This window comes from Lentzea terrae (genome assembly GCF_003265345.1).
In the GTDB taxonomy this organism is placed as follows: domain Bacteria; phylum Actinomycetota; class Actinomycetes; order Mycobacteriales; family Pseudonocardiaceae; genus Lentzea; species Lentzea terrae.
The window spans coordinates 369,893-393,195 of sequence record NZ_QFWW01000030.1 but is presented as its reverse complement, the minus strand read 5'-3'; the positions used below and the strand labels follow the sequence as shown (position 1 = coordinate 393,195).

Sequence of the window (23,303 nt, the reverse complement as noted above, 5' to 3'; positions counted from 1 at the left end):
AGGAAACCATGCTCCCCGCCACCACCGCCGCCGTCCGCCGTGCCGGAGCGCGCGTGCTGAAGCGGTACTCGACGGAGTCCCGCACCTCGAGCCTCACCGAGCTGCTCCCGGCGCTGCAGGCCAACGATGCCGCCGTGGTCGACCTGCTGAAGCCCGAACTGGCCGAGATTCGCCCGAGTGCGAGCTGGCTCAACGACGAGCACGCTTCCGGTCCGCTGGAGCCGGGGGAGTGGTGGCTCATCGACCCGGTCGGCGGCAACCTGAACGCGGTCCACGGCATGGCCGACTGGAACATCGGCGTGAGCCTGGTCCGCGACGGCCGTCCGGTGCTGGCCGTCGTGTACTTCCCGTTGTCCGACGAGATGTTCACGGCGACCGAGGGCGGCGGCGCGTTCCTGAACGGCGTGCGGCTGAAGGTCTCCGGCAAGACCTCACTGGACGGTGCGCTGGCGGGCACCGGCCAGGCCCAGCCAGGTCAGGGACCGGAGATGGCGGACCGGGTGGGCGCGTCGTACAGCGCGATGGCGAAGGAGGCGCTTTACGTCCGGATCTCCGTGCCGGTGACCCATCAGCTCGCGCAGGTCGCCGCTGGTCGGATGGATCTGCACTGGCAGTACGACAACGTGCGCTCGCACGCGTCCGGTGTGCTGCTCGTGCAGGAAGCGGGCGGAGTCGTCACCGACCTAGACGGCGAACCGTGGACGGTGACCAGCAGCGAGTACGTGGCCGCCGCGCCAGGACTGCACGCCGCGGCGCTGGACGTGCTCAGTCCTCGACGGTCCACACCAGCGTGTTGAGGTCGACCTCGGGACGGACGCTCCAGCGGACCTGGATGACCTCGGTCGTGTCCGGCAGCACGAAGACGGTGTGGCCGCCGGCGGTCTCACCGGGCTGCACACCCAGCTTGTGCGCGGGCCGCGAGGACAACGACACCGGGGCCTTCGTCACGGTCTCGCCGGTCTTGGTGACCAGGACGAGGTACATGTCCGGCAACGACGTGTACGGGACCTGCGAGGTGTTCATCACCTCGGTGTGCACGACGACGGACCGTTCGCCCTCGGCGAGCTTGTATCCGGCCGCCGTGAACAGGAAGTCCGCCGGGTCGACGACCTCGACCAGCTGGATCGAGAGGTGCGCGCCCTCCAGGCTGTCGGCCTCCAGCGCCGCGCCGATCTTGCCGGTGCGCGAGACGGGCCTGGGCTGCGGCTGGTCCGCACGCACCCGCCCCGCGGACTGGGGCGGGCCCCAGGTGGTCTGCTGCGGTGCTGCCTGGGGCTGGGCCGGGAACGGCTGGCTGATCGGGGGCTGCTGCGCGTACGGGACCTGGTGGGGGCCGCTCTGGTGCACGGAGTAGGGGCCGCTCGGCGGGCCGCCCATGTAGTTGCCGTAGGCGGCGGCGTTGGCGAGGGCTCGGCGGATGCCGTTCGGGTCGCATTCGACGCCGACGAGAAGAGGGAGGCCGCTGCCGGAGAGCGTGATCAGGCGCATAGCCGCTTCGCGGGGGTCCATGCCCAGGCGTTGGGCGATCTCGTGCACGGCGGCGCGGCCCGACTCCGCTAGGAGGGCGAGCAGGCGTGCGTCTACGGGATCAGGGGCCACCACGAATTGAACGCTACCTGGCGCCGCGCGGGGTCGTGTCACCGCGTACCCGATCGAGATCAACGAGCGGGTGAGGTTCGGCACGGGGTGTCCTGACACCGTTCTGAGCGCAGGCCTGTAGGGTTGACCGGCGCAGGACGTGACAGTCCCTTGTTCGCGCTTAAATGCTTGCTACACAAGGGGGTTGCTGGTGGCGGACTCGTTTGTGCATCTGCACGTGCACACCGAGTACTCGATGCTCGACGGTGCGGCCAAGGTGGCCCCGCTGTTCGAGGAGGCCGAGCGGCTCGGCATGACCGCTGTCGGTATGAGCGACCACGGCAACATGTACGGGGCCGACGAGTTCTACCAGACGGCCACGAAGACCGGCATCAAGCCGATCATCGGCATCGAGGCCTACCTCGCCCCGCACAACCGCCTGCACAAGAAGCCCGTGTTCTGGGGTGACCCCGGTCAGCGCGGCGACGACATCTCCGGTGCCGGTGCCTACACGCACATGACCATGTGGGCGAAGAACGCCACTGGGCTGCGGAACCTGTTCCGGTTGCACACCGAGGCGAGCAAGACGGGGTACTACTACAAGCCCCGGATGGACCGCGAGCTCGTCGCGCAGCACGCCGAGGGCATCATCGCCACCACCGGGTGTCCGTCCGGTGAGGTGCAGACGCGGTTGCGGCTCGGGCACGTCGACGAGGCGCTGCAGGCCGCGGCCGACTACCAGGAGATCTTCGGCAAGGAGAACTTCTTCCTGGAGTTGATGGACCACGGCCTCGACATCGAGCGCCGGGTTCGCGAGGGGCTGCTGGACATCAGCAAGAAGCTCGGCATCCCGCCGCTCGCGACCAACGACAGCCACTACGTCACCAAGGACCAGGCGGACACGCACTCGGCGTTGCTGTGCGTGCAGTCCGGCAAGATGCTGACCGACCCGAACAGGTTCAAGTTCGACGGCGACGGCTACTACCTGAAGTCGGCTGAGGAGATGCGGCAGGTCTGGAAGGACCTGCCGGAGGCGTGCGACAACACGCTGCTCGTCGCGGAGATGATCGAGTCCTACGACGACATCTGGACCGTCAAGGATCGCATCCCGAACTTCGAGGTGCCCGAGGGCGAGGACCAGGCCTCGTGGTTCCGCAAGGAGATCAGGCGCGGGCTCGAGTGGCGGTTCCGCGGCTCCGAGGTGCCGGACGAGTACATCAAGCGGTGTGACTTCGAGGCCCAGGTCATCATCGACAAGGGCTTCCCCGCGTACTTCCTGATCGTCGCCGACCTCATCAACTACGCGCGCAGCGTCGGCATCCGGGTTGGTCCCGGCCGTGGTTCGGCCGCGGGTGCGGCGGTGTCGTGGGCGCTCGGCATCACGAACATCGACCCGATCCCGCACGGTCTGCTGTTCGAGCGGTTCCTCAACCCCGAGCGCACCGCCATGCCCGACATCGACATCGACTTCGACGACCGCCGGCGCGGCGAGATGATCCGGTACGCCAGCGAGAAGTACGGCGCGGACAGGGTCGCGCAGGTGATCACGTTCGGCACCATCAAGACCAAGGCGGCGCTGAAGGACTCGGCGCGCGTGCACCACGGGCAGCCGGGCTTCGCGATCGCCGACAAGATCTCGAAGGCGCTGCCGCCGCCGATCATGGCGAAGGACATCCCGCTCAACGGGATCATCAACAAGAGCCACCCGCGCTACGGCGAGGCCGCCGAGGTCAGGACGCTGCTCGAGACCGACGTGCAGGTGAAGGAGATCTTCGACACCGCGCTCGGTCTCGAGGGCCTGATCCGCAACGCCGGTGTGCACGCGTGTGCGGTCATCATGTCGAAGGACCCGCTCACCGACTCCATCCCGTTGTGGTACCGCGACGACGGCTCGTTCATCACCGGCTGGGACTACCCGTCGTGCGAGAACATCGGCCTGCTGAAGATGGACTTCCTCGGGCTGCGCAACCTCACGGTCATGGGCGACGCCATCGAGAACATCGAGATGAACCGCGGCAAGGACGCGGTCCCGGACTTCGACACGCTTCCGATGGACGACCCGGAGACGTACGCCCTGCTCGGCCGCGGTGACACGCTCGGTGTGTTCCAGCTGGACGGCGGGCCGATGCGCGACCTGCTGCGCCGCATGCAGCCGACGTCGTTCGAGGACATCGTCGCGGTCGGCGCGCTGTACCGGCCCGGTCCGATGGGTGTGAACGCGCACAACGACTACGCGGACCGCAAGAACGGCCGTCAGGAAGTCAAGCCGATCCACCCGCAGCTCGAGGAACCGCTCAAGGAGATCCTCGGCGAGACGCACGGTCTGATCGTCTACCAAGAGCAGATCATGTTCATCGCCCAGGAGGTCGCCGGTTACTCCATGGGTCGAGCGGACGTGCTCCGCAAGGCGATGGGCAAGAAGAAGGCCGAGGTTCTGGCCAAGGAGTTCGAGGGCTTCCAGGAGGGCATGCGCAACGACCCGCGCGGCTTCTCCGACGAGGCGATCAAGGCGTTGTGGGACACGATTCTCCCGTTCGCCGGTTATGCGTTCAACAAGTCGCACGCTGCCGCGTACGGCCTGATCTCGTACTGGACGGCGTACCTCAAGGCGAACTTCCGCGCCGAGTACATGGCCGCCCTGCTCACGTCGGTCGGTGACAACAAGGACAAGTCGGCGGTCTACCTCGCCGAGTGCCGCCGGCTGGGCATCAAGGTGCTCCCGCCGGACGTCAACGAGTCGGCGCTGCGGTTCAGCGCGGTCGGCACGGACATCCGCTTCGGTCTCGGCGCGATCCGCAACGTCGGCGCGAACGTCGTCGAGTCGATCATCAAGACCCGCAAGGAGAAGGGCGCCTACACGTCCTTCACGGACTTCATGGACAAGTCCGAGCTCGTCGCCTGCAACAAGCGCGTGATCGAGTCGCTGATCAAGGCCGGCGCGTTCGACTCGTTCGGCAACACCCGGCTGTCGCTGATCCAGGTGCACGAGGACGCGGTCGACGCCGTCGTCCCGATCAAGCGCAAGGAGGCGGAGGGCCAGTTCGACCTGTTCGGTGCCGACAGCGGCGACGAACCGGACGACAGCACCTCCCCGCTCGCGCACCTCAAGTTCGGCACCGACGAGTACCCGCGCAAGCAGATGCTCAGCCTCGAGAAGGAGATGCTGGGGCTGTACGTGTCCTCGCACCCGCTCGACGGCGCGGAGCGGATCCTGCGGAAGTTCGCGCCCCGGCCGATCGCGGTCGTGCTCGACGACCCGCCCAAGGAAGGCGAGCTGATCGTCTCCGGCATGATCTCGTCGATCGAGCGCCGGGTGAACAAGAACGGCCTGCCGTGGGCGATCACCGTCATCGAGGACCTGGACGCGTCCATCGAGGTGCTGTTCTTCCCGAAGTCCTACGAGGTCCTGCGCGACGACCTGGAGCTCGACTCCGCCGTGTGCGTGAAGGGGCGGGTGAACTGGCGCGAGGACAAGATGGCGATCTTCGGTGACGGCGTCGTCCCGCTCGACATCAGCGACGCGGAGATGAACCCCGACGCGGACCCGCCGCTCGTGCTCGGCCTGCACACCAAGACGTTGACGCCGGAGCTGATCGAGGAACTGAAGATCACGCTCAAGTCGCACGAGGGCCACGTCGCGGTGCACCTGGAGGTCCAGAAGCGCGACCGCACCAAGGAGTTGCTGGTGGTGGACAACTACCGGGTCCAGCCGACGCCGTCGCTCTTCGGTGACCTCAAGACCATCCGGGGCGTGACGATCCAACGCTGAGGATCGCTCGAGAATTAGTGGCGAGCGATGAGTTAACGGGGTTAACTGGGTGAGGTGACGACACTCACCCAGTTGCCCGCCGACTACGTCCAGAACCCGCACGAAGTGCACGCCATGTTGCGTGCCGAGGGGCCCGTGCAAGAAGTCCACCTGCCGCGTGGGCTCAAGGTCTGGCTCGTGACTCGTTACGAAGAAGCCAAGATCGCCCTCACCGATCCGCGGATCAGCAAGGACGTGACGGCCGGGGGACACGTCTTCGAGCTGCACTCGCCTCCGGACGCGGAGCGCCGCCCGCCGGCCAGCACCTTCTCGGCGAACATGCTGAACATGGATCCGCCGCACCACACCCGGCTGCGCAAGTTCGTGACCAAGGCGTTCACGGCCCGGCGGATCGAGCTGATGCGCCCGCGCGTGCAGGAGATCGCGGCCGAGCTCATCGCGAAGCTGACCGACGGCGACGAGGTCGACCTGCTGGAGGCCTTCGCGTTCCCGCTGCCGATCACGGTGATCTGCGAGCTGCTCGGCATCCCGATCGACAACCGCGACGAGTTCCGCGAGTGGTCGAACACGTTGCTGTCCTACGGCACGCAGGAGCAGATCGCCGAGGCGTCCGGGAAGATGGCGCAGTTCCTGATCGGGCACGTCGACCGCGTCGCGAACGAGGAACCGGACGACACGTTCTTCTCCGCGCTCGTGCACGCGGACGAGTCGGGCGACCGGCTCAACCACGCCGAACTGGTGTCGATGGCGTTCCTTCTGCTCGTGGCCGGCCACGAGACGACGGTGAACCTCATCGGCAACGCCGTGCTGGCGCTGCTGCGCAACCCGGACCAGTTGCAGATCCTCAAGGACCGCCCGGAGCTGATCCCGGCCAGCACGGAGGAGTTCCTGCGGCTGGAGGGACCGGTGAACATCGCCACGTTCCGCTACACCGCCGAGCCGGTCGAGCTGGGTGGCGTCACGATCCCCGCCGACGAGCTCGTGATGGTGTCGCTGATCGCGGCGAACCGGGACCCGGAGAAGTACGAGAACGCCGACCAGCTCGACGTCACGCGGTCCGCGCAGGGGCACGTCGCGTTCGGTCACGGCATCCACTTCTGCCTGGGCGCGCCGCTGGCCCGGCTGGAGTTCGACGTGGCGTTGACGCAGCTGCTGGCGCGGTTCCCGAACCTGCAGCTGGCCGCCGAGCCGGAGACGATGGTGTGGCGGGACAGCACGTTGATCCGCGGTCTGCACACGCTGCCGGTGAAGCTCGCTTAACCTTCGGCGGGTGGACGACCTGCTGAAGCTCGACCAGGCGCACGTCTGGCACCCGTACGGCCCGATGCCGGGCACCCAGGAGCCGTTGCTCGTCACCGGGGCTTCGGGTGTCCGGCTCACGCTCGCGGACGGCCGTGAGCTCGTCGACGGCATGTCGTCGTGGTGGGCGGCCATTCACGGCTACCGGCACCCGGTGCTCGACGAGGCCGTGCGGGACCAGCTCGGCCGGATGAGCCACGTGATGTTCGGCGGGCTCACGCACGAGCCCGCGATCCGCCTGGCGACGAAGCTCGTCGAGATCACGCCTGAGCCGTTGCAGCACGTCTTCCTGTGCGACTCGGGCTCGGTGTCGGTCGAGGTCGCGATCAAGATGTGCCTGCAGTACTGGCGTTCGCAGGGCCGGCCCGAGAAGCGGCGGCTGCTGACGTGGCGCGGCGGGTACCACGGGGACACGTTCAACCCGATGTCCGTGTGCGACCCCGACGGCGGCATGCATTCGCTCTGGCATGGAATTCTGCCCCAGCAGGTGTTCGCGGACGCGCCGCCGGCCGAGATGGACACCGCCTACGTCCAGCACCTCGCTGACCTGGTCGAGCAGCACGCCGACGAGCTCGCCGCGATCATCGTCGAGCCCGTCGTGCAGGGTGCCGGCGGTATGCGGTTCCACGACCCGCGCTACCTGCACGTGCTGCGTGAGCTTGCCTACACACACGACGTGCTGTTGGTGTTCGACGAGATCGCCACGGGCTTCGGGCGCACGGGCGAGCTGTTCGCCGCCGACCACGCGAACGTCAGCCCGGACGTGATGTGCCTCGGCAAGTCGCTGACCGGTGGTTATCTGACGATGGCCGCGACCTTGTGCACGTCACGGGTGGCGAACGGGATCAGCAAGGGCGAGGTGCCGGTCCTCGCGCACGGGCCGACGTTCATGGGCAACCCGCTCGCGTCGGCGGTGTCACTGGCGTCGATCGACCTGCTGCTGTCCCAGGACTGGAAGCGCGAGGTCGGGCGCATCGAGGCCGGGCTCAAGAACGGCCTCGCGCCCGCACGCGCGTTGCCCGGTGTGAAAGACGTGCGCGTGCTGGGCGCTATCGGCGTTGTGCAGCTCGATCAGCCCGTGGACATGGCACGAGTCACCAAGGCGGCCGTGGACGCCGGCGTGTGGCTGCGGCCGTTCCGCGACCTGATCTACACGATGCCGCCGTTCATCAGCACGGACGACGACGTCGCGGCGATCTGTCAGGGCGTGATCGCGGCGGCGAGCTGAGTGTCGGTCGGCTCGACCAGGAACTCACCGTTCGGGAGCACCACGACGGGGATCTGCTTGCGGCCCGAGATCTCGATCGCCTTGTCGCGAGCAGCGTCGTCGTTCTCGACGTCGACGTAGGTGAACGGCACGTTGTTGCGGGTCAGCCACGACTTTGCCCGGCGGCAGTCGCCACACCATTCGGCGCCGTACATCACGATCGGTTGCTCACTCATGCTGTCACGGTAGGTCACGTCCTAAGGTGAGTGCCTGTGAGCGTGCTGGTGATCACCGGAACCGGGACCGAGGTCGGCAAGACCGCCGTCACCGCGGGCATCGCGGCGCTGGCCAGGGCAGAAGGCAGACGGGTCGCGGTGCTGAAGCCCGCGCAGACGGGCCTGCTGCCGGGGGAGCCGGGTGACGTGGCCGAGGTGGCCCGGCTGGCGGGTGACGTGACCACCCGTGAGCTGGCCAGATACCCCGACCCGCTGGCGCCTGACACCGCGGCGAGACGGGCGGGGATGGCCACCGTGCACCCCGCCGACGTGGCGTCGGCGGTCGTCGAGCTCGACGCCGACCACGACCTGGTGCTGGTCGAGGGCGCGGGCGGGCTGCTGGTGCGGTTCGACGAGAGCGGGTCGACCCTGGCCGACATCGCGTGGGCGGTGAACGCGCCCGTGCTGATCGTGGCGCAGGCCGGCCTGGGCACGTTGAACGCCACCACGCTGACGGCCGAGGCGCTGCAACGGCGCGGCATCGAGTCGTTGGGCGTGGTGGTCGGCAGCTGGCCGTTGCACCCCGACCTCGCCTCCCTGACCAACCTGGCCGATCTGCCGCAGGCGGCGAGCGGTCCGCTGCTCGGCGCGCTGCCCCAGGGTGTGACGAAGCTCGGTTCTGTGGATTTCCTGGCGGTGGCCAAGAGATCGTTTTCACCGTGGTTCGGCGGCGAGTTCGACCCGGAGACGTTCGCGGCTCAGTTCGCGGTCCAGTGACCTACGTCGCTCCACGATGAAGGATTCAGTGAGGCATAGTGCTCGCCAGGCCACAGGAGGAGGAGAGACCGTGACCGCAGCTCCGGAACAGATCGACGTGCTCGACGAGGCTCGTGAGCAGGTGCTCGAACGAGGTGTCGGCCTGTCCGAAGCTCAGGTGCTGAAGGTGCTCGAGCTACCTGAAGACCGGATCCCCGAGCTCCTGGCGCTGGCGCACGAGGTGCGTGAGCGCTGGTGCGGCCCCGAGGTCGAGGTCGAGGGCATCGTCTCGCTGAAGACCGGTGGCTGCCCGGAGGACTGCCACTTCTGCTCGCAGTCCGGCCAGTTCCCGTCGCCGGTGCGCAGTGCGTGGCTGGACATCCCCGGCCTGGTCCGCGCGGCCAGGCAGACGCGGGAGACCGGCGCGACCGAGTTCTGCATCGTCGCCGCCGTGCGCGGACCGGACAAGCGGCTGCTCTCGCAGGTGCGGGACGGCATCAAGGCCATTCGCGCGGACGGCAACGACATCCAGATCGCCTGCTCGCTCGGCATGCTCACGCAGGAGCAGGTCGACGAGCTCGTCGCGATGGGCGTGCACCGCTACAACCACAACCTCGAGACCGCCCGCTCGCACTTCCCGAACGTCGTCACCACGCACTCCTGGGAGGAGCGCTGGGACACGTTGAAGATGATCCGCGACGCCGGCATGGAGGTCTGCTGCGGCGGCATCATCGGCATGGGCGAGTCGCTGGCGCAGCGCGCGGAGTTCGCCGTGCAGCTGGCCGAGCTGGAGCCGGACGAGGTGCCGCTCAACTTCCTCATCCCGAACCCCGGCACGCCGTACGAGAACTACCCGGTTGTCGAGGGCGCCGAGGCGCTGCGGACGGTCGGCGCGTTCCGGCTGGCCCTGCCGCGCACGATCCTGCGCTTCGCCGGCGGTCGTGAGCTGACGTTCGGCGACCTGGGCGCGAAGCAGGGCATGCTCGGCGGCATCAACGCGATCATCGTCGGCAACTACCTGACGAACCTCGGCCGCCCGGCCCAGCAGGACCTCGACATGCTGGAAGAGCTGTCGATGCCGATCAAGGCGCTGAGCCAGACCCTGTGACTCCTGTGATGACGTACTGCTCTTTCTGCGGGAAGGACACCGCTGACGGCGACCACGCGTTCTGCCGTCAGCGCCTGTCCATGATCGACCCGCCCAGGTACTGCTCGGAGTGCGCGCGCCGCATGGTCGTCCAGGTGACACCGGACGGCTGGGCGGCGCGCTGCAGCCGCCACGGCGAGATCACCAGCGCGCGGTAGTAACCTCTCGCGAATGGACGAGAAAGCAGCCCCGGTTCGCATCGAACCCCTGCCGGAGCCGCCGTACGTCTACCACTACATCCGGCCGCGGCCGAAGGTCGTGGTCAAGCGGGATCTGCTGCCGGGCCTGGTGGTGCTGCTGACGACGTTCGCGTTCGGGCTGCCCGCCGGTTACCTGTGGTCGTGGCTCGCCCCGGCGCAGCTCAAGATCGTCTCGGCGCAGGACAACAAGTTCTACCCGATCGGGGTGGAGAGCTATCACCGGCTCGACGCGCTGATGGTGTTCGTGTTGATCGGGCTCGGCGCGGGTGCGATCACCGGCATCGCGGTGTGGCTGCTGCGGCAGCGGCGCGGGCCGGTCGTGATGCTGGGCATGACGGCGGGCTCGTTCGCGGCGGCGTGGTTCGCGCAGTACCTGGGCGGCAACCTGGCCGCGGGCGCGTACCCGATGCCGTCGACGATCAAGCCGAACGACACCCTGCTCGTGGCGCCGACGCTGGAGACGTGGTGGGGAATTCTGGCGTGGCCGCTCGCCGCTGCCTTGGCGTACGGCTGCTGCGCGGCCTGGAACGGCCTGGACGACTTGGGGCGGCGCCTCGGTTGAGGCACCGCCCTCCGGGTTCCTACCCCACTCGGTAGGCGAAGTCCGGCATGTCGGTCACGAACATCTGACCAGGCGCGTGCGTGATCGCGAACGGCGGTTTGGACTTCATCAGCACCGCCTGCGGAGTCACCCCGCAGGCCCAGAACACCGGCACGTCACCGGGTTCCGGCTCGATCGCGTCGCCGAAGTCCGGCTGCTCGATGTCCTTGATCCCGAGCATCCGCGGGTCGCCCGCACCGACCGGAGCCCCGTGCACCGACGGCATCAGCGCCGTCACCTTGTGGGCGATGTCCACAAGGGACTCCGGAATCCAGCGCATCGACACGACCATCGGCCCGTGCAGCCGTCCCGCGGGCCGGCACTGGATGTCCGTGACGAACATGGAGACGTTCTTGCGCTGATCCACGTGCCGCAGCGGCACTCCCGCGCTTTCCAGTGCGGTCTCGAACGTGAAGCTGCAGCCGATCAGGAACGTCACCAGGTCGTCGCGCCAGAAGTCCGTGGCGTTCTCGGGTTCGGCCACGAGCTCGCCGTGCTCCCAGATCCGGTAGCGCGGCGCGTGGGTGCGCACGTCCGCGTCCTGCTTGAGCGCGCTGACCGTCTCGCCGGCATCCAGCACGTCGAGCACCGGGCACGGTTTGGGGTTGCGGTGGGTGAAGAGGAGGAAGTCGTACGCCCAGTCCTTCGGGATGGCGATCAGGTTGGCCTGCGCCTGGCCAGGTGCCTTGCCCGCGGTCGTCATTCCAGCTCCTTGTTCACGGTCTCCGGCAGCCAGATCAGCGCGACGACCGCGATCCCGTAGGCCGCCGCCCCGAACAGCATCGCACCACCCATGCCGAGACGGTCGGCCATGAATCCGACGAGGCCGGGGAACACGGCGCCGAACGCGCGCCCGAGGTTGTACGTGAAGCCCTGTCCGGTGCCGCGCAGGTGCGTCGGGTAGAGCTCGCTGAGGTAGCTGCCGAACCCGCTGAAGATGGCGGACATGCAGAACCCGAGCGGGAAGCCGAGGAACATCACCAATGTGTTGGCACCGTTGGGAATCTGCGTGTACGCGACGATCAGGAGCGCGCTGGAGGTCGCGAACAGCACGAAGGTCTTCTTGCGCCCCAGGTAGTCCGTGAGATAGCCGCCGCAGACGTACCCGATCCACGCGCCGGTGATTAGGAACGCGAGGTAGCCGCCGGTGCCGATGATGGTGAGACCGCGGCTGGTCTGCAGGAACGTCGGCAGCCACGTCGCGAGCGTGTAGTACCCGCCCTGGACACCGGTGGCGAGCAGTGCCGCGAACAGCGTGGTCTTGAGAATCGGACCTTGGAAGATCTTCGGGAACGTGCCCCTCTGACTGCCCTGCGCCTTGGCCACTGGTGCGTCGTCGACGTTGCGGCGCACGTAGAAGATGAGGATCGCGGGCAGCGCACCGGTCCAGAACATGATCCGCCACGACCACGCAGGGTCGGCCAGCGACGCGACCAGGGTGTTGACGATGACCGCGAGTCCCCAGCCGACCGCCCACGCGCTCTGGATGAACGCCACCGTGCGCCCGCGGTACTTCGGCTTGCAGTACTCGGCCACGAGGATCGCGCCGGCCGCCCACTCGCCACCGAAGCCCAGTCCCTGCAGGGCGCGGAAGACCAGCAGGGTCTCGTAGTTGGTCGCGAACCCGCACAGCACGGTGAAGAACGCGTACGCGGCCACCGTGATGATCAGCGTTTTGGAACGGCCGAAGCGGTCGGCCATGATGCCCGCCACCGCGCCGCCGATCGCGCTCATCAGCAGGGTGGACGTGCCCAGCAACCCGGCTTCCGCCTTGGTGAGGCCGAAGTAGCCGGTGATCGCGACCAGGCTCAGCGGCAGGACCCAGTAGTCGTACGAGTCCAGCCCGTAGCCGCCGAACGCGCCGACGAACGCGCGCCTGCCCTTCTGGCCGAGACTGCGGAACCAGGCGAAACGGCCTGTGTCCTCGGTCGTGGTCGTGCTCATGGGACACCTCGCAGCGTGGTGGAGGAGTGGTCGACTGTGATGTGGCACTCACTCTAAGGATTGTTCAACAATCCCACAAGGCCACAATTCAACGATCCGACGAACGGCCGGTCCCGGATGCGGTTCAACGGTTCACGGGGGTGCGGGCGTTGGGGTGACAGGCGAGCAGAGGGGGCGACGAGGTGATCACCTCAGCGGACGGCACGACCATCGGCTGTCGCAGCACCGGCACGGGCCCCGGCCTGCTCGTCGTCCACGGCGTGCTGGACACCTCGCACGTTTACCAGGACTTGGCGGACGAGCTGGCGAGCGACTTCACCGTGCACGTCGTCGACCGCCGCGGTCGTGGCGAACACGGCCTCCTGGCCGAGGTCGAGGACGTCTGGGCGGTGCTGGAGGCCACCGGCGCCGGGCGGGTGTTCGGCGTGGGTTCCGGTGCGGTGATCGCGCTGGAGGCGGCACTGCGACTGTCCGGCATCACGCACGTCGCCGCCTACGAGCCGCCGATCAGCCCGGAACGGGAACGCAGGTTGCGAATGATGCCGCGCCGGCCGCCGACGGTGCGGCACGACTTCCGGCTCGCCAAGGAGGGCAGCAGGTACCTGGAGCGGTTCAGGGCGCTCCGCAGCCGGGTGCTGCTGCTCGGCGGCGCCAAGTCGGCGCGCCACCACCGGAATGCCCTTCACGCACTTGGGGATCTGCTGCCGCAGGCCGAGAAGGTCCTCGTCGAGCAAGCAGGCCACGACAGTCCGGCGGAACGTCCGAGCCTGCTCGTGCCGGCGCTCAAGAGGTTCTTCTAGTTCGGGTTCGGCACGTGCCCGAACTCGGTCAACGGCACCGGAACGGCCTTCAACGCGCTGAGAATCCCCGTCTCCCGGTGCAGCATCCGCCGGACCAACCGCAGCCGCCGCGCCGGCGAGGTCTCCTCCAGCAACCGCTGCCGGTCCTCGACGGGCAGCAGGCAGTCCGCGGCCAGCAGGTACGACAGCGCGCCCAGTTCCACGTCGTCGGCGGGGGAGGACCAGTCCTCGCGGTGCCAGGCCGCGCCGCAGTACCGCTCGTGTGCCGCGCGCGCTCCGCGTTCCAGGATCGGCACGACCTCCAGCGCGGCCTCCGGCACCGGCGCGTCGTCCAGGTACTCGACCCGGCCGAGCAGGTACGGCGCGGTCGTGGAGTCGACGTCCAGCAGGCGGAAGCGGCGCACTCCGCGCGTGACGATGTCGAAGCGGCCCTCCGGCAACGGGCGGGCGTCCAGCAGGTCGGCGGAGCAGCCGATGTCCTCGAGGGAACGGACGTTGTCCGCGCCGACCTCCCAGCCCTCCTTGATGCACACGACCCCGAACGTGCGGCCGAACAACGAGCCGGTCATCAGGTCGACGACGAGCTGGCGGTAGCGCGGCTCGAAGATGTGCAGCGGCAAAGACGCCCCAGGCAGCAGCACCGTGCCCAGGGGGAAGAGTGGAAGCGTCTCGGCCACGCGTCCACGTTACGGGGTGCCACTCCCGCCCGCCGGACGGCCGGATCCCGGCGGTCTCAACACGGCGAACGGATCGGTCACCTTGATTCCCTTGGCGCTGAACCGGAACAGGGCGGCCGGGCGGCCACCGGACGGGCCGGGGGGAGCGGTACCACCCGTCGGTTCCAGCAGCAACCGGCGCGACAGCACCCGTTGGAGGTTCGTCGCGGACACCCGGTAACCCAGTGCGGCCGAGTAGTGGTCGCGCAGCAGCGAGATCGTGAACTCCGGTGGCGCCAAAGCGAAGCCGAGGTTCGTGTAGGACAGCTTCGAGGCGAGCCGGTGCCGCGCTCGATGCACGATCGCGGCGTGGTCGAACGCCATTGGAGGAAGCGTGTCCACGCAGTGCCACTCGGTGTCCGCCGGACGCTCCGGATCGGCGTCCGAAGGGACCAGGCCGAGGAACGCGGTCGCCACGACGCGGGGTCCGGGTACGCGGTCCGGGGCGCTGAAAACCGCGAGCTGCTCGACGTGTGACAACTGTCGCACGTCGACTTTTTCGGTCAGCTGACGGCGGATGGAGGACTCCACGTCCTCGTCCACCCGCAGCTCCCCACCGGGCAGCGACCAGCGGTGAGCGTGCGGCTCCCGTGCGCGCTCCCACAGCATGACCTGGAGTGACGCACCTCTCACCCGCAGCACAGCTGCCAGAACTTCATGTCCCACGCCCGCCACTCGGCTGATACTATCGGCGACGTTTTCGACCATCAGGCGAAAACCTGGACCGAGGAGGCAGTCATGGTCGCTACCGCAACTGTGGAGCGAACCGCGTCAGGTGTATTCGGTGGCGTCGAGCCGAACGCCGCGTGGCGCGACGAGGTGTTGCGACTCGCGAAGGAACGCGACGCCGTCATCCTGGCGCACAACTACCAGCTGCCCGAGATCCAGGACATCGCCCACCACACCGGCGACTCCCTCGCCCTGTCGCGCATCGCGGCGCAGTCCGACGCGCAGACCATCATCTTCTGCGGCGTGCACTTCATGGCCGAGACGGCGAAGATCCTCGCGCCGGAGAAGACCGTGCTGATCCCGGACGAGCGCGCCGGCTGCTCGCTCGCCGACTCGATCACCGGCGCCCAGCTGCGCGAGTGGAAGGCGCAGCACCCCGGCGCGGTCGTCGTGTCCTATGTGAACACCACCGCCGAGGTGAAGGCCGAGACGGACATCTGCTGCACGTCGTCGAACGCCGTCGACGTGGTGCGCTCGATCCCGGCCGACCGCGAGGTGCTGTTCTGCCCGGACCAGTTCCTGGGCGCGCACGTGAAGCGCGAGACCGGCCGCGAGAACCTGCACATCTGGGCGGGCGAGTGCCACGTCCACGCCGGCATCAACGGCCCGGAGCTGGCTGAGCGCGCCGCCGCGAACCCGGACGCCGACCTGTTCATCCACCCGGAGTGCGGCTGCGCGACGTCGGCGCTGTACCTGAGCGGCGAGGGCATCGTGCCGGCGGAGAAGGTCAAGATCCTCTCGACCGGCGACATGATCACCGCCGCGCGTTCGACGAACGCCCGCAAGGTGCTCGTCGCGACCGAGGTCGGCATGCTGCACCAGCTGCGCAAGGCCGCCCCGGAGATCGACTTCCGCGCCGTCAACGACCGCGCGTCCTGCACCTACATGAAGATGATCACCCCGGCCGCGCTGCTGCGGTGCGTGCGTGACGGCCTGGACGAGGTGCACGTGGACCTGGAGACCGCTCGTCGGGCCCAGGGTGCCGTGCAGCGCATGATCGAGATCGGCCAGCCCGGCGGCGGTGAGTGATGGCCGCGCGCTGGGAGGCGCGGGCCGACCTGATCGTGGTCGGTACGGGCGTGGCGGGGCTGACGGCCGCGTTGCACGCTCGTGAGCTGGGACTTCGCGTTCTCGTCGTCACGAAGGCGGCGGGCGACGACGGCAACACCCGCTGGGCTCAGGGCGGCGTCGCCGTCGTCATGGAGGACCAGCACGACCCCGGCGACTCGGTCGGGCGGCACATCGAGGACACGCTGACGGCGGGCGCGGGCCTCTGCGACTCCGCTGCGGTCACGGCGATCATCTCCGACGGACCTGCTGCTGTTGCCCGGTTGCGCGAGCGCGGCGCCGTGTTCGACGCCCGGCCCGACGGACTGCTGGAGCGCACCCGCGAAGGTGGGCACAGCGCGTTCCGCGTCGTGCACGCCGGTGGTGACGCGACCGGTGCCGAGGTCGAGCGGGCGCTGTTGAAGGCCACTGTGGACGGACGGGTTCCCCTGCTGGAGAACCACGTCGCGGTCGACGCGGTGAAGACACCGCTCGGTGCGGTGTGCGGTTTGCTGGTGCTGGACGGCAACGGCGTGCCCGGCGTTCTCTCCGCACCGGCCGTGCTGCTCGCGACCGGTGGCATCGGCCAGATGTACCAGGCGACCTCGAACCCCGCTGTCGCAACGGGTGACGGCCTGGCGCTGGCGTTGCGTGCCGGAGCGTTGGCCGCCGACGTCGAGTTCATCCAGTTCCACCCGACGGTGCTGTACACCGGCCGCGGCGCTCGTGGCCGCTGCCCGCTCGTCACGGAGGCCGTGCGCGGCGAGGGTGCCGTGCTGGTCGACGCGACCGGCGCCCGCGTGATGCAGGGCGTGCACCCGCTGGAAGACCTGGCCCCGCGCGACGTCGTGGCGGCCGCGATCACCCGGCACATGGCTTTGGAACCCGGTGGCGTCGACGACCACGTCTTCCTGGACGCGACTTCGTTGCACGACATGGCTTCCCGGTTCCCGACCGTGTACGCGGCCTGCGTTTCGGTCGGCATCGACCCGGCGGTGGACCCGATTCCCGTCGCCCCGGCTGCTCACTTCGCCTGTGGTGGCGTGGTTTCGTCCGTCGACGGTCGCACCGGCGTGACCGGTCTCTACGCCGTCGGTGAGGTCGCCCGCACCGGCCTGCACGGTGCGAACCGCCTGGCTTCCAACAGCTTGCTCGAAGGCCTGGTCTGCGGCACCCGTGCCGCCGAAGCCGTGGCCGCGGATCTCGCCCTCGGTCTGGTGGTTGCGGCCAGGACGCCCGAGGTCGCGTTGCCGACCGCGCCCGTCGCGGACCGCGACATGCTTCAGCGCGTGATGTCCCGCTACGCCGCGATCGGCCGTGACGCCGAGGGGCTTGCGGTGGTGGGCTCGGTGCTCGACGTGTCCACTGTGGACAAGCAGCTGGAGTCGCGCGAGCTCGTGGAGGACGCGGCGCTGACCATGGCCGCCCGCGCGCTGATCGCCGCGGCCGCCGAGCGCACCGAGTCGCGCGGTTGCCACGTCCGCACCGACCACACCTCGCGTTCCGAGGCGTGGCAACGCAGTCAGCTCGTCCGGCTCACCCCGACCGGTCAGCCCGTGCTGGCCGATCCTGTTCTGGCAGAGGGGGTCGCATGACCATCGATTGGGACGACGCGAACCGGGTCATCCAGCTCGCCCTGGAGGAGGACCTCCGCTACGGCCTGGACGCCACCACCCTGGCGACCGTGCCGGAGAAGGCCACTGCCACCGCGGAGATCACACCCCGCGCTGGCGGAGTGCTGTGCGGCGTTTCCATTGCCCGCGCGGCCTTCCAGCGCTACCTGCCCGAGGTCGAGGTGCTGACCGAGGCCACGGACGGCTCAAAGGCCGTGCCCGGCGAGCCCGCATTGGTGCTCACCGGCCCGGCCCGCGGCCTGCTCACGGTCGAGCGCACGGCGTTGAACCTGATCTGCCACCTCTCCGGCATCGCCACGCAGACCGCCCGCTGGGTCGACGCGATCGAGGGCACCGGCGCTGCCGTCCGCGACTCGCGGAAGACGTTGCCGGGCCTGCGTTTGCTGCAGAAGTACGCGGTGCGCTGCGGCGGCGGCGTGAACCACCGCATGGGCCTCGGCGACGCGATCCTGATCAAGGACAACCACGTCGCCGCGGCGGGTTCCGTCGGTGCCGCGATCCGGGCAGCCCGTGCGCACGCGCCGGAGCTGCTGATGGAGGTCGAGGTCGACAGCCTGGAGCAGCTCGACGAGGCGCTGGCAGAGGGCGCGGAACTGGTGCTGCTGGACAACTTCACGCCGGAGCAGTGCTTGGAGGCCGTTCGCCGTCGGCCGGCGAACGTGCGGCTGGAGGCGTCCGGCGGGCTCACGCTGGACGTGGCCCGCCAGTACGCCGAGACGGGCGTGGACTACCTCGCGGTCGGCGGTCTCACGCACTCGTCGCCGTCACTCGACCTCGGCCTGGACCTTCGCTAGCTCACTCGAACGAACAACCCGGATTCGGTTCGTCGCGCGACAGCGGCGTACCGGCCGGGTTGACGTACACCACCTGCAGCACCATCGGTTCGGTGCCGAGGTTGCGTCCGATGTGCACGTGGTGGGGTTCCTCGATCAACGCGTCCCCGCGGTGGTGCACGAAGTTGGTGGTGCAGTCGGACATCGTGCGGGTCAGCACGCCCTTCTTCACCACCGCGTACAGCGTGCCGTCGTGGTGGTGCCAGCCGGTGCTGCCACCGGGCGCCACGGTGATCTCGCGGACGACGTAGTCGCGGTCGCCGACGGACCACTTGGCGATCTCGCGAGCGGTCACCCCGCGCGAGGGCGTCGCCGAGGCGACACCGGAGAACAACAGCAAAGCGGCCACTACAGCCGAAACGATGCGCATGAAGGTCAACGTAGCCGTCGGTTCGCCAGCACAGGAAGGACGGAGCGAGCTTGTTCCACCGTCCCCTCGGTGTCGATTTCAACGACCGAGACGGCGGGCTTGTCGTCCAGCTGCAGAGCCACGTTCCCGAACGGGTCGGCGACCGTCGAGTACCCGATGCCGGTCGGCGCCGACGAGCCCAGTTCGCCGGGGTAGGCCTGCCCGCACGCCACCACCCACGAGGTGCAGTCCAGCGCCCGTGCCCGCACCAGCAGTTCCCACTGCTCCTTCTTGCCCGGCCCCGCGCCCCACGACGCCCCGACCAGCACCGCTGACGCACCCTCGTCCGCCAGCGCGCGGAACAGCTCGGGGAAGCGGATGTCGTAGCAGGTGGCGACGCCCAGGGTGACGCCGTCCAGTTCGAAGGTCAGCGGCGTGGAGCCAGGAGCGACCGTGCGCGACTCCTGGAACCCGAACGCGTCGAACAGGTGGATCTTGTCGTAGCCCACGTGGATGTCCGGCCCGGTGACCAGCATCGTGTTCGTGACGCGGTCGCCAGAGGGCGTGAACATGCCGGCCACCACCACGACGTCGTGCGAGGCGGCGATCTCGTGCACCGCAGACGCCCACGGACCGTCCAACGGCTCCGCGACGGGGCTCAGGGGCACGCCGAACCGGCACATGGTCGCCTCGGGCAGCAGGACGACGCGCGCGCCCTCGGCCCTGCGCACCGCGTCGCGGACGAGCTCCAGGTTGGACCGGGGATCGGTGGTGGAGCTGATCTGACTCACAGCGATGCGCATGCGGATCACTGTAGGGTCCGGAACCGTGCGTTTCCCACTGCTGCTCGTCGTGTTGCTGGCCGTCGCGGGCTGCACCGAGACCGCCACGCCCCGCCCGGACGGTGGCACGAACGGCACGTCCATCGTGCTGGCCGACCGCGACGAGCCGGCCACGCTGAACCCGCTGCTCGGCTACGGCGCGCAGGGCGTGTCGAAGATCTACGACGGTCTCGTCGAACACCGCCAGGACGGTTCGCTCAAGCCGCAGCTGGCCGCCGACCTGCCGGAACCGGCCGCGGACGGGCTGAGCTGGACGGTGAAGCTGCGGGGTGACGTCAAGTTCACCGACGGCAGCACGTTCGGCGCGGAGGACGTGGTCGCGACCTACACCGCCGCGTTGCAGAACCCGGTGAAGGACAGGTTCAGCACGCTCAAGGCCGTCGAGCAGATCGGCCCGTCGACGGTCCGCTTCACCCTCGACCAGCAGTACGCGGCGTTCCCACATCTGCTCACCCTCGGCGTCCTGCCCAGCGAGCAGGCGAAGCCGGACGGCCAGCCCGTCGGCACCGGTCCGTACAAGGTCACCGAGTGGAAGAAGGGCGACCGGCTGTTGCTGGACGCCAACGAGACGTACTTCGACGGCGTGCCCAAGGTCAAGAAGCTGACCGTGGTGTTCGTGACGGACGACAACCAGCGCGCGCGCCGCATGCAGGACGGCGAGTTCGACGGCACGGTGCTGCCGCCCAAGATCGCCGCGCAGTTCACCGGTAAGTCGGGCCTGCTCGTGCAGTACCACCGCAGCGCCGACTACCGCGCGGTGCGGCTGCCCGCGGCGAACCCGGTGACCGGCAACGCCGCCATCCGCCTCGCGCTGAACTACGCCTCGAACCGCCAGGGCATGATCGACAGTTTGCTGGACGGCAAGGGCACGATCGCCTACACGCCGGTGCCGGACGCGCTGGCCGAGGAGTTCGACCCGACCGCGAAGTTCCGCTATGACAAGACCGAGGCCGCCCGGCAGCTCGACGCGGGAGGCTGGGTGCCCGGTGCGGACGGCATCCGGGTGCGCGAAGGCGTCCCGGCCCGCTTCACGCTGATGTACCCGCTCGGCGACGACCTGCGCGCCGACCTGGCGACGGCGTTCGCGGCCGACGCCAGGGCCGTGGGCGTGGACGTGCAGCTGGCCGGCCTGTCGTGGGAGGCGATCCGGCCGCGGATGGGAGCCGATGCGCTGCTGTACGGCGAGGGCTCGCCGTTCGACCCGGACCTGATGCTCTACGACCTGCGCGGGCAGGGCAGTCCCGCAGCCGACGCCGCGCTGGACAACGGCCGCAAGCTCATCGACCCGGCCCAGCGAGCGGTGTCGTACAAGCTCTTCCAGCAGGCGTTCGTCGCGGCGCCGTCGATGGCCGTGCTGGTCTTCCCCGAGCACGCGTACGTGCTGCGTGACTCGTGGAACGGCTATCAGGCCGTGGTCGACCCGAACTCCTACGGCGCGTTGGCCTGGGGTCCGTGGTGGAACCTCGACAAGTGGGAGCCTAAGTAGTCCTCTGGTTGATCTCGCGGACGGCTTTTTCCGGGTCGTCCGCCCAGAACTCGACTTTGCGCACCTGCTTGGGCCCGGTCTTGCCCAGGTCGACCAGCTGCGGCTCGCGGAACGGCACCGAGACGTTCGTCTTGGTCAGCGACTGGATGACCAGCGCCTCCCCGATCACCTCGACGCTGCGCTGACCCTTGTGGGAGCGTTCGGCGACCTGCGCCGTGCTCAGATCTGCGGTGGGGATGCGCCAGTCGAAGAAGCCCAGCTGACGCAGCCGCAGTTCGCCGTCCGTGATGGTGTGCGGCTGGCGGTACAGCACGTAGAGAGCGCCCACACACACGACGGCGTTCAGCACGCCGAGCACGATCAGCGTGATGAGCAGCCACGGGATGTCCAAGGCAAACGCGACCAACGCGATCCCGACCGCCGTGATGATCAGGAACCGCAGGTACCGCGGCCGCATGCGCTTGCCGTAGGGGATCTCCACCATGGTGGGGAGCCTATTTTCGCAGCGCGCGAACCATGCCGTCGGGGTCGTCGGCCCAGAACTCGATCTTCGTCACCTGATGTGCGCCACGCCGTCCGAGGTCGATCTCCTGCGGTTCGTTGAGGCTGACGCGGACGTTGGTGGTGTTGGCGATCTCCAGCACGAGCGTTCCGTCCACAACGGACCGCGTCTTGTTGAGCGAGCGGCTGGTCATGCCCTGCGTGACGTTCTCGATGGCTCTCAACGGGATCCGGTACTCGAACTCGCGCGCGTACCGCAGCCAGAGGTACTCGTCGTCGATCTCGTGCTTGAACTTGTGCAGCATCCAGAGCAGCCACCCGAGCAGCAGGCCGCTGATGAGGCCGAACACGAGCAGCACGGCGCGCAACCAGAACCACGGCACGAGCAGGTCGATGAGCAGGATTTCCACGGGTGTGAGCACGAGGAAAACCCACAAGAACGGCCGTACCTGGGCGCTGTACCCGAACGAGCGATCCCCCATGTACTCGATGGTGGCACAGTTGGGCTGGTGAGCGATCTGATCTTCTTGGACAGCGCAGGTTCCTCGATCCCTCCGGCTCCGGTAGTGGACGAGGTCATCGGGCATCTTCGCCGGGAAACGGAGATCGGCGGCTACCGCGCCGCCGCAGAACGCCGGGATGACCTGGAGGCGGGCTACGGGGTGCTCGCCGAGTTCTTCGGGTGTCACCCGTCCGAGGTCGCCTTCACGGACAGTGCAACTCGATCATGGCTGGCGGCGTTCGACGCGGTGCCGCTGTCGGCCGGGGACCGAATTCTCGTCACCGAGGTCGAATACGGTGGCAATGCGATCCCGGTGCTGCGCCGTGCGGCGGAGACCGGGGCGGTCGTCGAGGTCATCCCTTCCGACGTCCACGGACAGGTCGACCTCGACGCCCTGAACCTTGACAACCGGGTCAAGCTGATCTCGCTCGTGCACGTTCCGACGAACGGCGGCTTGGTCAACCCCGTGAACGAGATCACCGCGGCGGCCCGCGAGGTCGGTGCGCTGGTGTTGCTCGACGCCTGCCAGTCGACCGGACAGCTCGATCTGCGTGGCCTCGACTACGACATGTTGGCGTGTACAGGTCGCAAGTGGCTGCGCGGACCGCGCGGTACGGGCGCTCTGGTCGTACGCGACGAAGTGCGAGCAAAGCTCCACCCCCGTCTGGTGGACCTGCACAGCGGCGCCTGGACCGGGCCCATGGAGTACCGGCTGCGCGACGACGCTCGGGTGTTCGAGCTGTGGGAGTGCAGCATCGCCGACCGGCTCGGCATGATCGCGGCCGCGCGCTACGCCCTGGACAAGGGCCTCGACGTCATCGAGGCCGAGGTCGCCGACCGTGCCAAGCGCTTGCGCGAGGGCCTGCGGGCGATCGACGGGATCACGGTTCGGGATCTCGGCGAACGCCAGTCGGGCATCGTCACCTTCACGGCGGAGGGGGTGCCGGCGATGGAGATCAAGGACCGGTTGTGGGACGAGCAGGTCGCCGTGACGGTGTCGCAGGTCGGTTCGACGCGGATCGACATGACGAGGCGGGGGCTGGACGAGGTGGTGCGGGCTTCCCCGCACTACTTCGTCACTCCCGAGCAGATCGATCAGGCGCTGGACCGGGTCGGCGGGATCGTCAGCACGTCTGGCCGATGACCCG

Annotated in this window: 24 protein-coding genes; 14 read left to right on the top strand and 10 right to left on the bottom strand. The window is 68.6% G+C overall.

Going from position 1 to position 23,303, the window contains the following annotated elements; genetic code table 11:
- Positions 1 to 8: 8 nt before the first annotated feature.
- On the top strand, positions 9 to 797 hold the full coding sequence (locus tag DI276_RS38890; protein WP_232837218.1) for an inositol monophosphatase family protein: 789 nt from the start codon (positions 9 to 11) through the stop codon (positions 795 to 797).
- Here the strand turns inward: DI276_RS38890 and DI276_RS38885 are convergent.
- Complete coding sequence (locus DI276_RS38885; protein ID WP_112273474.1) at positions 766 to 1,602, bottom strand: AsnC family protein; 837 nt, start codon at positions 1,600 to 1,602, stop codon at positions 766 to 768. The genes DI276_RS38890 and DI276_RS38885 overlap by 32 nt on opposite strands.
- A gap of 184 nt (positions 1,603 to 1,786) precedes the next feature.
- Between DI276_RS38885 and dnaE the strand changes: the two genes are divergently transcribed.
- From dnaE to DI276_RS38870, 3 genes are all read left to right on the top strand, one after another.
- Positions 1,787 to 5,347: a DNA polymerase III subunit alpha gene (gene dnaE, locus DI276_RS38880; RefSeq protein ID WP_112273472.1), complete on the top strand. Its 3,561-nt coding sequence runs from the start codon at positions 1,787 to 1,789 to the stop codon at positions 5,345 to 5,347.
- Positions 5,348 to 5,401: 54 nt separating this feature from the next.
- Positions 5,402 to 6,607 (top strand): cytochrome P450 family protein, encoded by a 1,206-nt coding sequence (locus tag DI276_RS38875; protein WP_232837217.1) that lies wholly within the window; start codon positions 5,402 to 5,404, stop codon positions 6,605 to 6,607.
- 64 nt (positions 6,608 to 6,671) lie between these two features.
- Positions 6,672 to 7,874 (top strand): adenosylmethionine--8-amino-7-oxononanoate transaminase, encoded by a 1,203-nt coding sequence (locus DI276_RS38870; RefSeq protein ID WP_232837235.1) that lies wholly within the window; start codon positions 6,672 to 6,674, stop codon positions 7,872 to 7,874.
- Here the strand turns inward: DI276_RS38870 and DI276_RS38865 are convergent.
- Positions 7,847 to 8,089, bottom strand: a complete 243-nt coding sequence (locus DI276_RS38865) for a glutaredoxin family protein (protein ID WP_112273468.1) — start codon at positions 8,087 to 8,089, stop codon at positions 7,847 to 7,849. The two genes, DI276_RS38870 and DI276_RS38865, sit on opposite strands and share 28 nt — an antisense overlap.
- A 36-nt stretch (positions 8,090 to 8,125) precedes the next feature.
- Between DI276_RS38865 and bioD the strand changes: the two genes are divergently transcribed.
- From bioD to DI276_RS38845, 4 genes are all read left to right on the top strand, one after another.
- The gene (gene bioD, locus DI276_RS38860) at positions 8,126 to 8,845 is read left to right on the top strand and encodes a dethiobiotin synthase (protein ID WP_112273128.1); all 720 of its coding nucleotides are present in this window, start codon (positions 8,126 to 8,128) and stop codon (positions 8,843 to 8,845) included.
- Between the two features lie 70 nt (positions 8,846 to 8,915).
- On the top strand, positions 8,916 to 9,932 hold the full coding sequence (gene bioB / locus DI276_RS38855) for a biotin synthase BioB (protein ID WP_112273126.1): 1,017 nt from the start codon (positions 8,916 to 8,918) through the stop codon (positions 9,930 to 9,932).
- 8 nt (positions 9,933 to 9,940) lie between these two features.
- Complete coding sequence (bsaP, locus tag DI276_RS38850; RefSeq protein WP_112273466.1) at positions 9,941 to 10,129, top strand: biotin synthase auxiliary protein BsaP; 189 nt, start codon at positions 9,941 to 9,943, stop codon at positions 10,127 to 10,129.
- Between the two features lie 13 nt (positions 10,130 to 10,142).
- On the top strand, positions 10,143 to 10,733 hold the full coding sequence (locus DI276_RS38845) for a DUF2567 domain-containing protein (protein ID WP_112273115.1): 591 nt from the start codon (positions 10,143 to 10,145) through the stop codon (positions 10,731 to 10,733).
- A 19-nt stretch (positions 10,734 to 10,752) separates the two neighbouring features.
- Here DI276_RS38845 and DI276_RS38840 read toward each other — a convergent pair whose 3' ends face one another.
- Positions 10,753 to 11,475, bottom strand: a complete 723-nt coding sequence (locus DI276_RS38840) for a putative hydro-lyase (RefSeq protein ID WP_112273113.1) — start codon at positions 11,473 to 11,475, stop codon at positions 10,753 to 10,755.
- Positions 11,472 to 12,716: an MFS transporter gene (locus DI276_RS38835; protein ID WP_112273111.1), complete on the bottom strand. Its 1,245-nt coding sequence runs from the start codon at positions 12,714 to 12,716 to the stop codon at positions 11,472 to 11,474. The genes DI276_RS38840 and DI276_RS38835 overlap by 4 nt, the downstream gene beginning before the upstream one ends.
- Before the next feature lie 182 nt (positions 12,717 to 12,898).
- Between DI276_RS38835 and DI276_RS38830 the strand changes: the two genes are divergently transcribed.
- Positions 12,899 to 13,516, top strand: coding sequence for an alpha/beta fold hydrolase (locus DI276_RS38830; RefSeq protein WP_112273109.1), 618 nt, complete (start codon positions 12,899 to 12,901; stop codon positions 13,514 to 13,516).
- Here the strand turns inward: DI276_RS38830 and DI276_RS38825 are convergent.
- Positions 13,513 to 14,193 carry an LON peptidase substrate-binding domain-containing protein gene (locus DI276_RS38825; protein WP_112273107.1) on the bottom strand — a complete coding sequence of 227 codons (681 nt, stop codon included), beginning with the start codon at positions 14,191 to 14,193 and terminating at the stop codon, positions 13,513 to 13,515. The genes DI276_RS38830 and DI276_RS38825 overlap by 4 nt on opposite strands.
- Before the next feature lie 9 nt (positions 14,194 to 14,202).
- The gene (locus DI276_RS38820) at positions 14,203 to 14,871 is read right to left on the bottom strand and encodes an NUDIX hydrolase (RefSeq protein ID WP_112273464.1); all 669 of its coding nucleotides are present in this window, start codon (positions 14,869 to 14,871) and stop codon (positions 14,203 to 14,205) included.
- Positions 14,872 to 14,970: 99 nt separating this feature from the next.
- On the opposite strand from DI276_RS38820, the gene nadA reads away from it, so the two are divergent.
- From nadA to nadC, 3 genes are read left to right on the top strand one after another with little or no spacing between them, the layout of a single operon-like run.
- The gene (gene nadA / locus DI276_RS38815; RefSeq protein ID WP_112273105.1) at positions 14,971 to 15,990 is read left to right on the top strand and encodes a quinolinate synthase NadA; all 1,020 of its coding nucleotides are present in this window, start codon (positions 14,971 to 14,973) and stop codon (positions 15,988 to 15,990) included.
- Positions 15,990 to 17,603 carry an L-aspartate oxidase gene (locus DI276_RS38810; protein ID WP_112273103.1) on the top strand — a complete coding sequence of 538 codons (1,614 nt, stop codon included), beginning with the start codon at positions 15,990 to 15,992 and terminating at the stop codon, positions 17,601 to 17,603. The genes nadA and DI276_RS38810 overlap by 1 nt, the downstream gene beginning before the upstream one ends.
- Positions 17,600 to 18,436 carry a carboxylating nicotinate-nucleotide diphosphorylase gene (nadC, locus tag DI276_RS38805; RefSeq protein ID WP_112273101.1) on the top strand — a complete coding sequence of 279 codons (837 nt, stop codon included), beginning with the start codon at positions 17,600 to 17,602 and terminating at the stop codon, positions 18,434 to 18,436. Before DI276_RS38810 ends, nadC begins: the two co-directional genes overlap by 4 nt.
- Before the next feature lies 1 nt (position 18,437).
- Here nadC and DI276_RS38800 read toward each other — a convergent pair whose 3' ends face one another.
- Complete coding sequence (locus tag DI276_RS38800; protein WP_112273099.1) at positions 18,438 to 18,845, bottom strand: cupin domain-containing protein; 408 nt, start codon at positions 18,843 to 18,845, stop codon at positions 18,438 to 18,440.
- Between the two features lie 5 nt (positions 18,846 to 18,850).
- A complete protein-coding gene (locus tag DI276_RS38795; RefSeq protein WP_112273461.1) occupies positions 18,851 to 19,627 on the bottom strand; it encodes a carbon-nitrogen hydrolase family protein in 777 nt (258 codons plus the stop codon).
- Between the two features lie 25 nt (positions 19,628 to 19,652).
- Here DI276_RS38795 and DI276_RS38790 point away from each other — a divergent pair, with 25 nt between their 5' ends.
- Positions 19,653 to 21,152 carry an ABC transporter substrate-binding protein gene (locus DI276_RS38790; RefSeq protein WP_232837215.1) on the top strand — a complete coding sequence of 500 codons (1,500 nt, stop codon included), beginning with the start codon at positions 19,653 to 19,655 and terminating at the stop codon, positions 21,150 to 21,152.
- Here DI276_RS38790 and DI276_RS38785 read toward each other — a convergent pair.
- Complete coding sequence (locus DI276_RS38785) at positions 21,145 to 21,636, bottom strand: hypothetical protein (RefSeq protein ID WP_112273095.1); 492 nt, start codon at positions 21,634 to 21,636, stop codon at positions 21,145 to 21,147. The two genes, DI276_RS38790 and DI276_RS38785, sit on opposite strands and share 8 nt — an antisense overlap.
- 10 nt (positions 21,637 to 21,646) lie before the next feature.
- Complete coding sequence (locus tag DI276_RS52720; protein WP_232837214.1) at positions 21,647 to 22,135, bottom strand: hypothetical protein; 489 nt, start codon at positions 22,133 to 22,135, stop codon at positions 21,647 to 21,649.
- Between the two features lie 27 nt (positions 22,136 to 22,162).
- On the opposite strand from DI276_RS52720, the gene DI276_RS38775 reads away from it, so the two are divergent.
- Positions 22,163 to 23,299 carry an aminotransferase class V-fold PLP-dependent enzyme gene (locus DI276_RS38775; protein ID WP_232837213.1) on the top strand — a complete coding sequence of 379 codons (1,137 nt, stop codon included), beginning with the start codon at positions 22,163 to 22,165 and terminating at the stop codon, positions 23,297 to 23,299.
- The last annotated feature ends 4 nt before the right edge of the window (positions 23,300 to 23,303 follow it).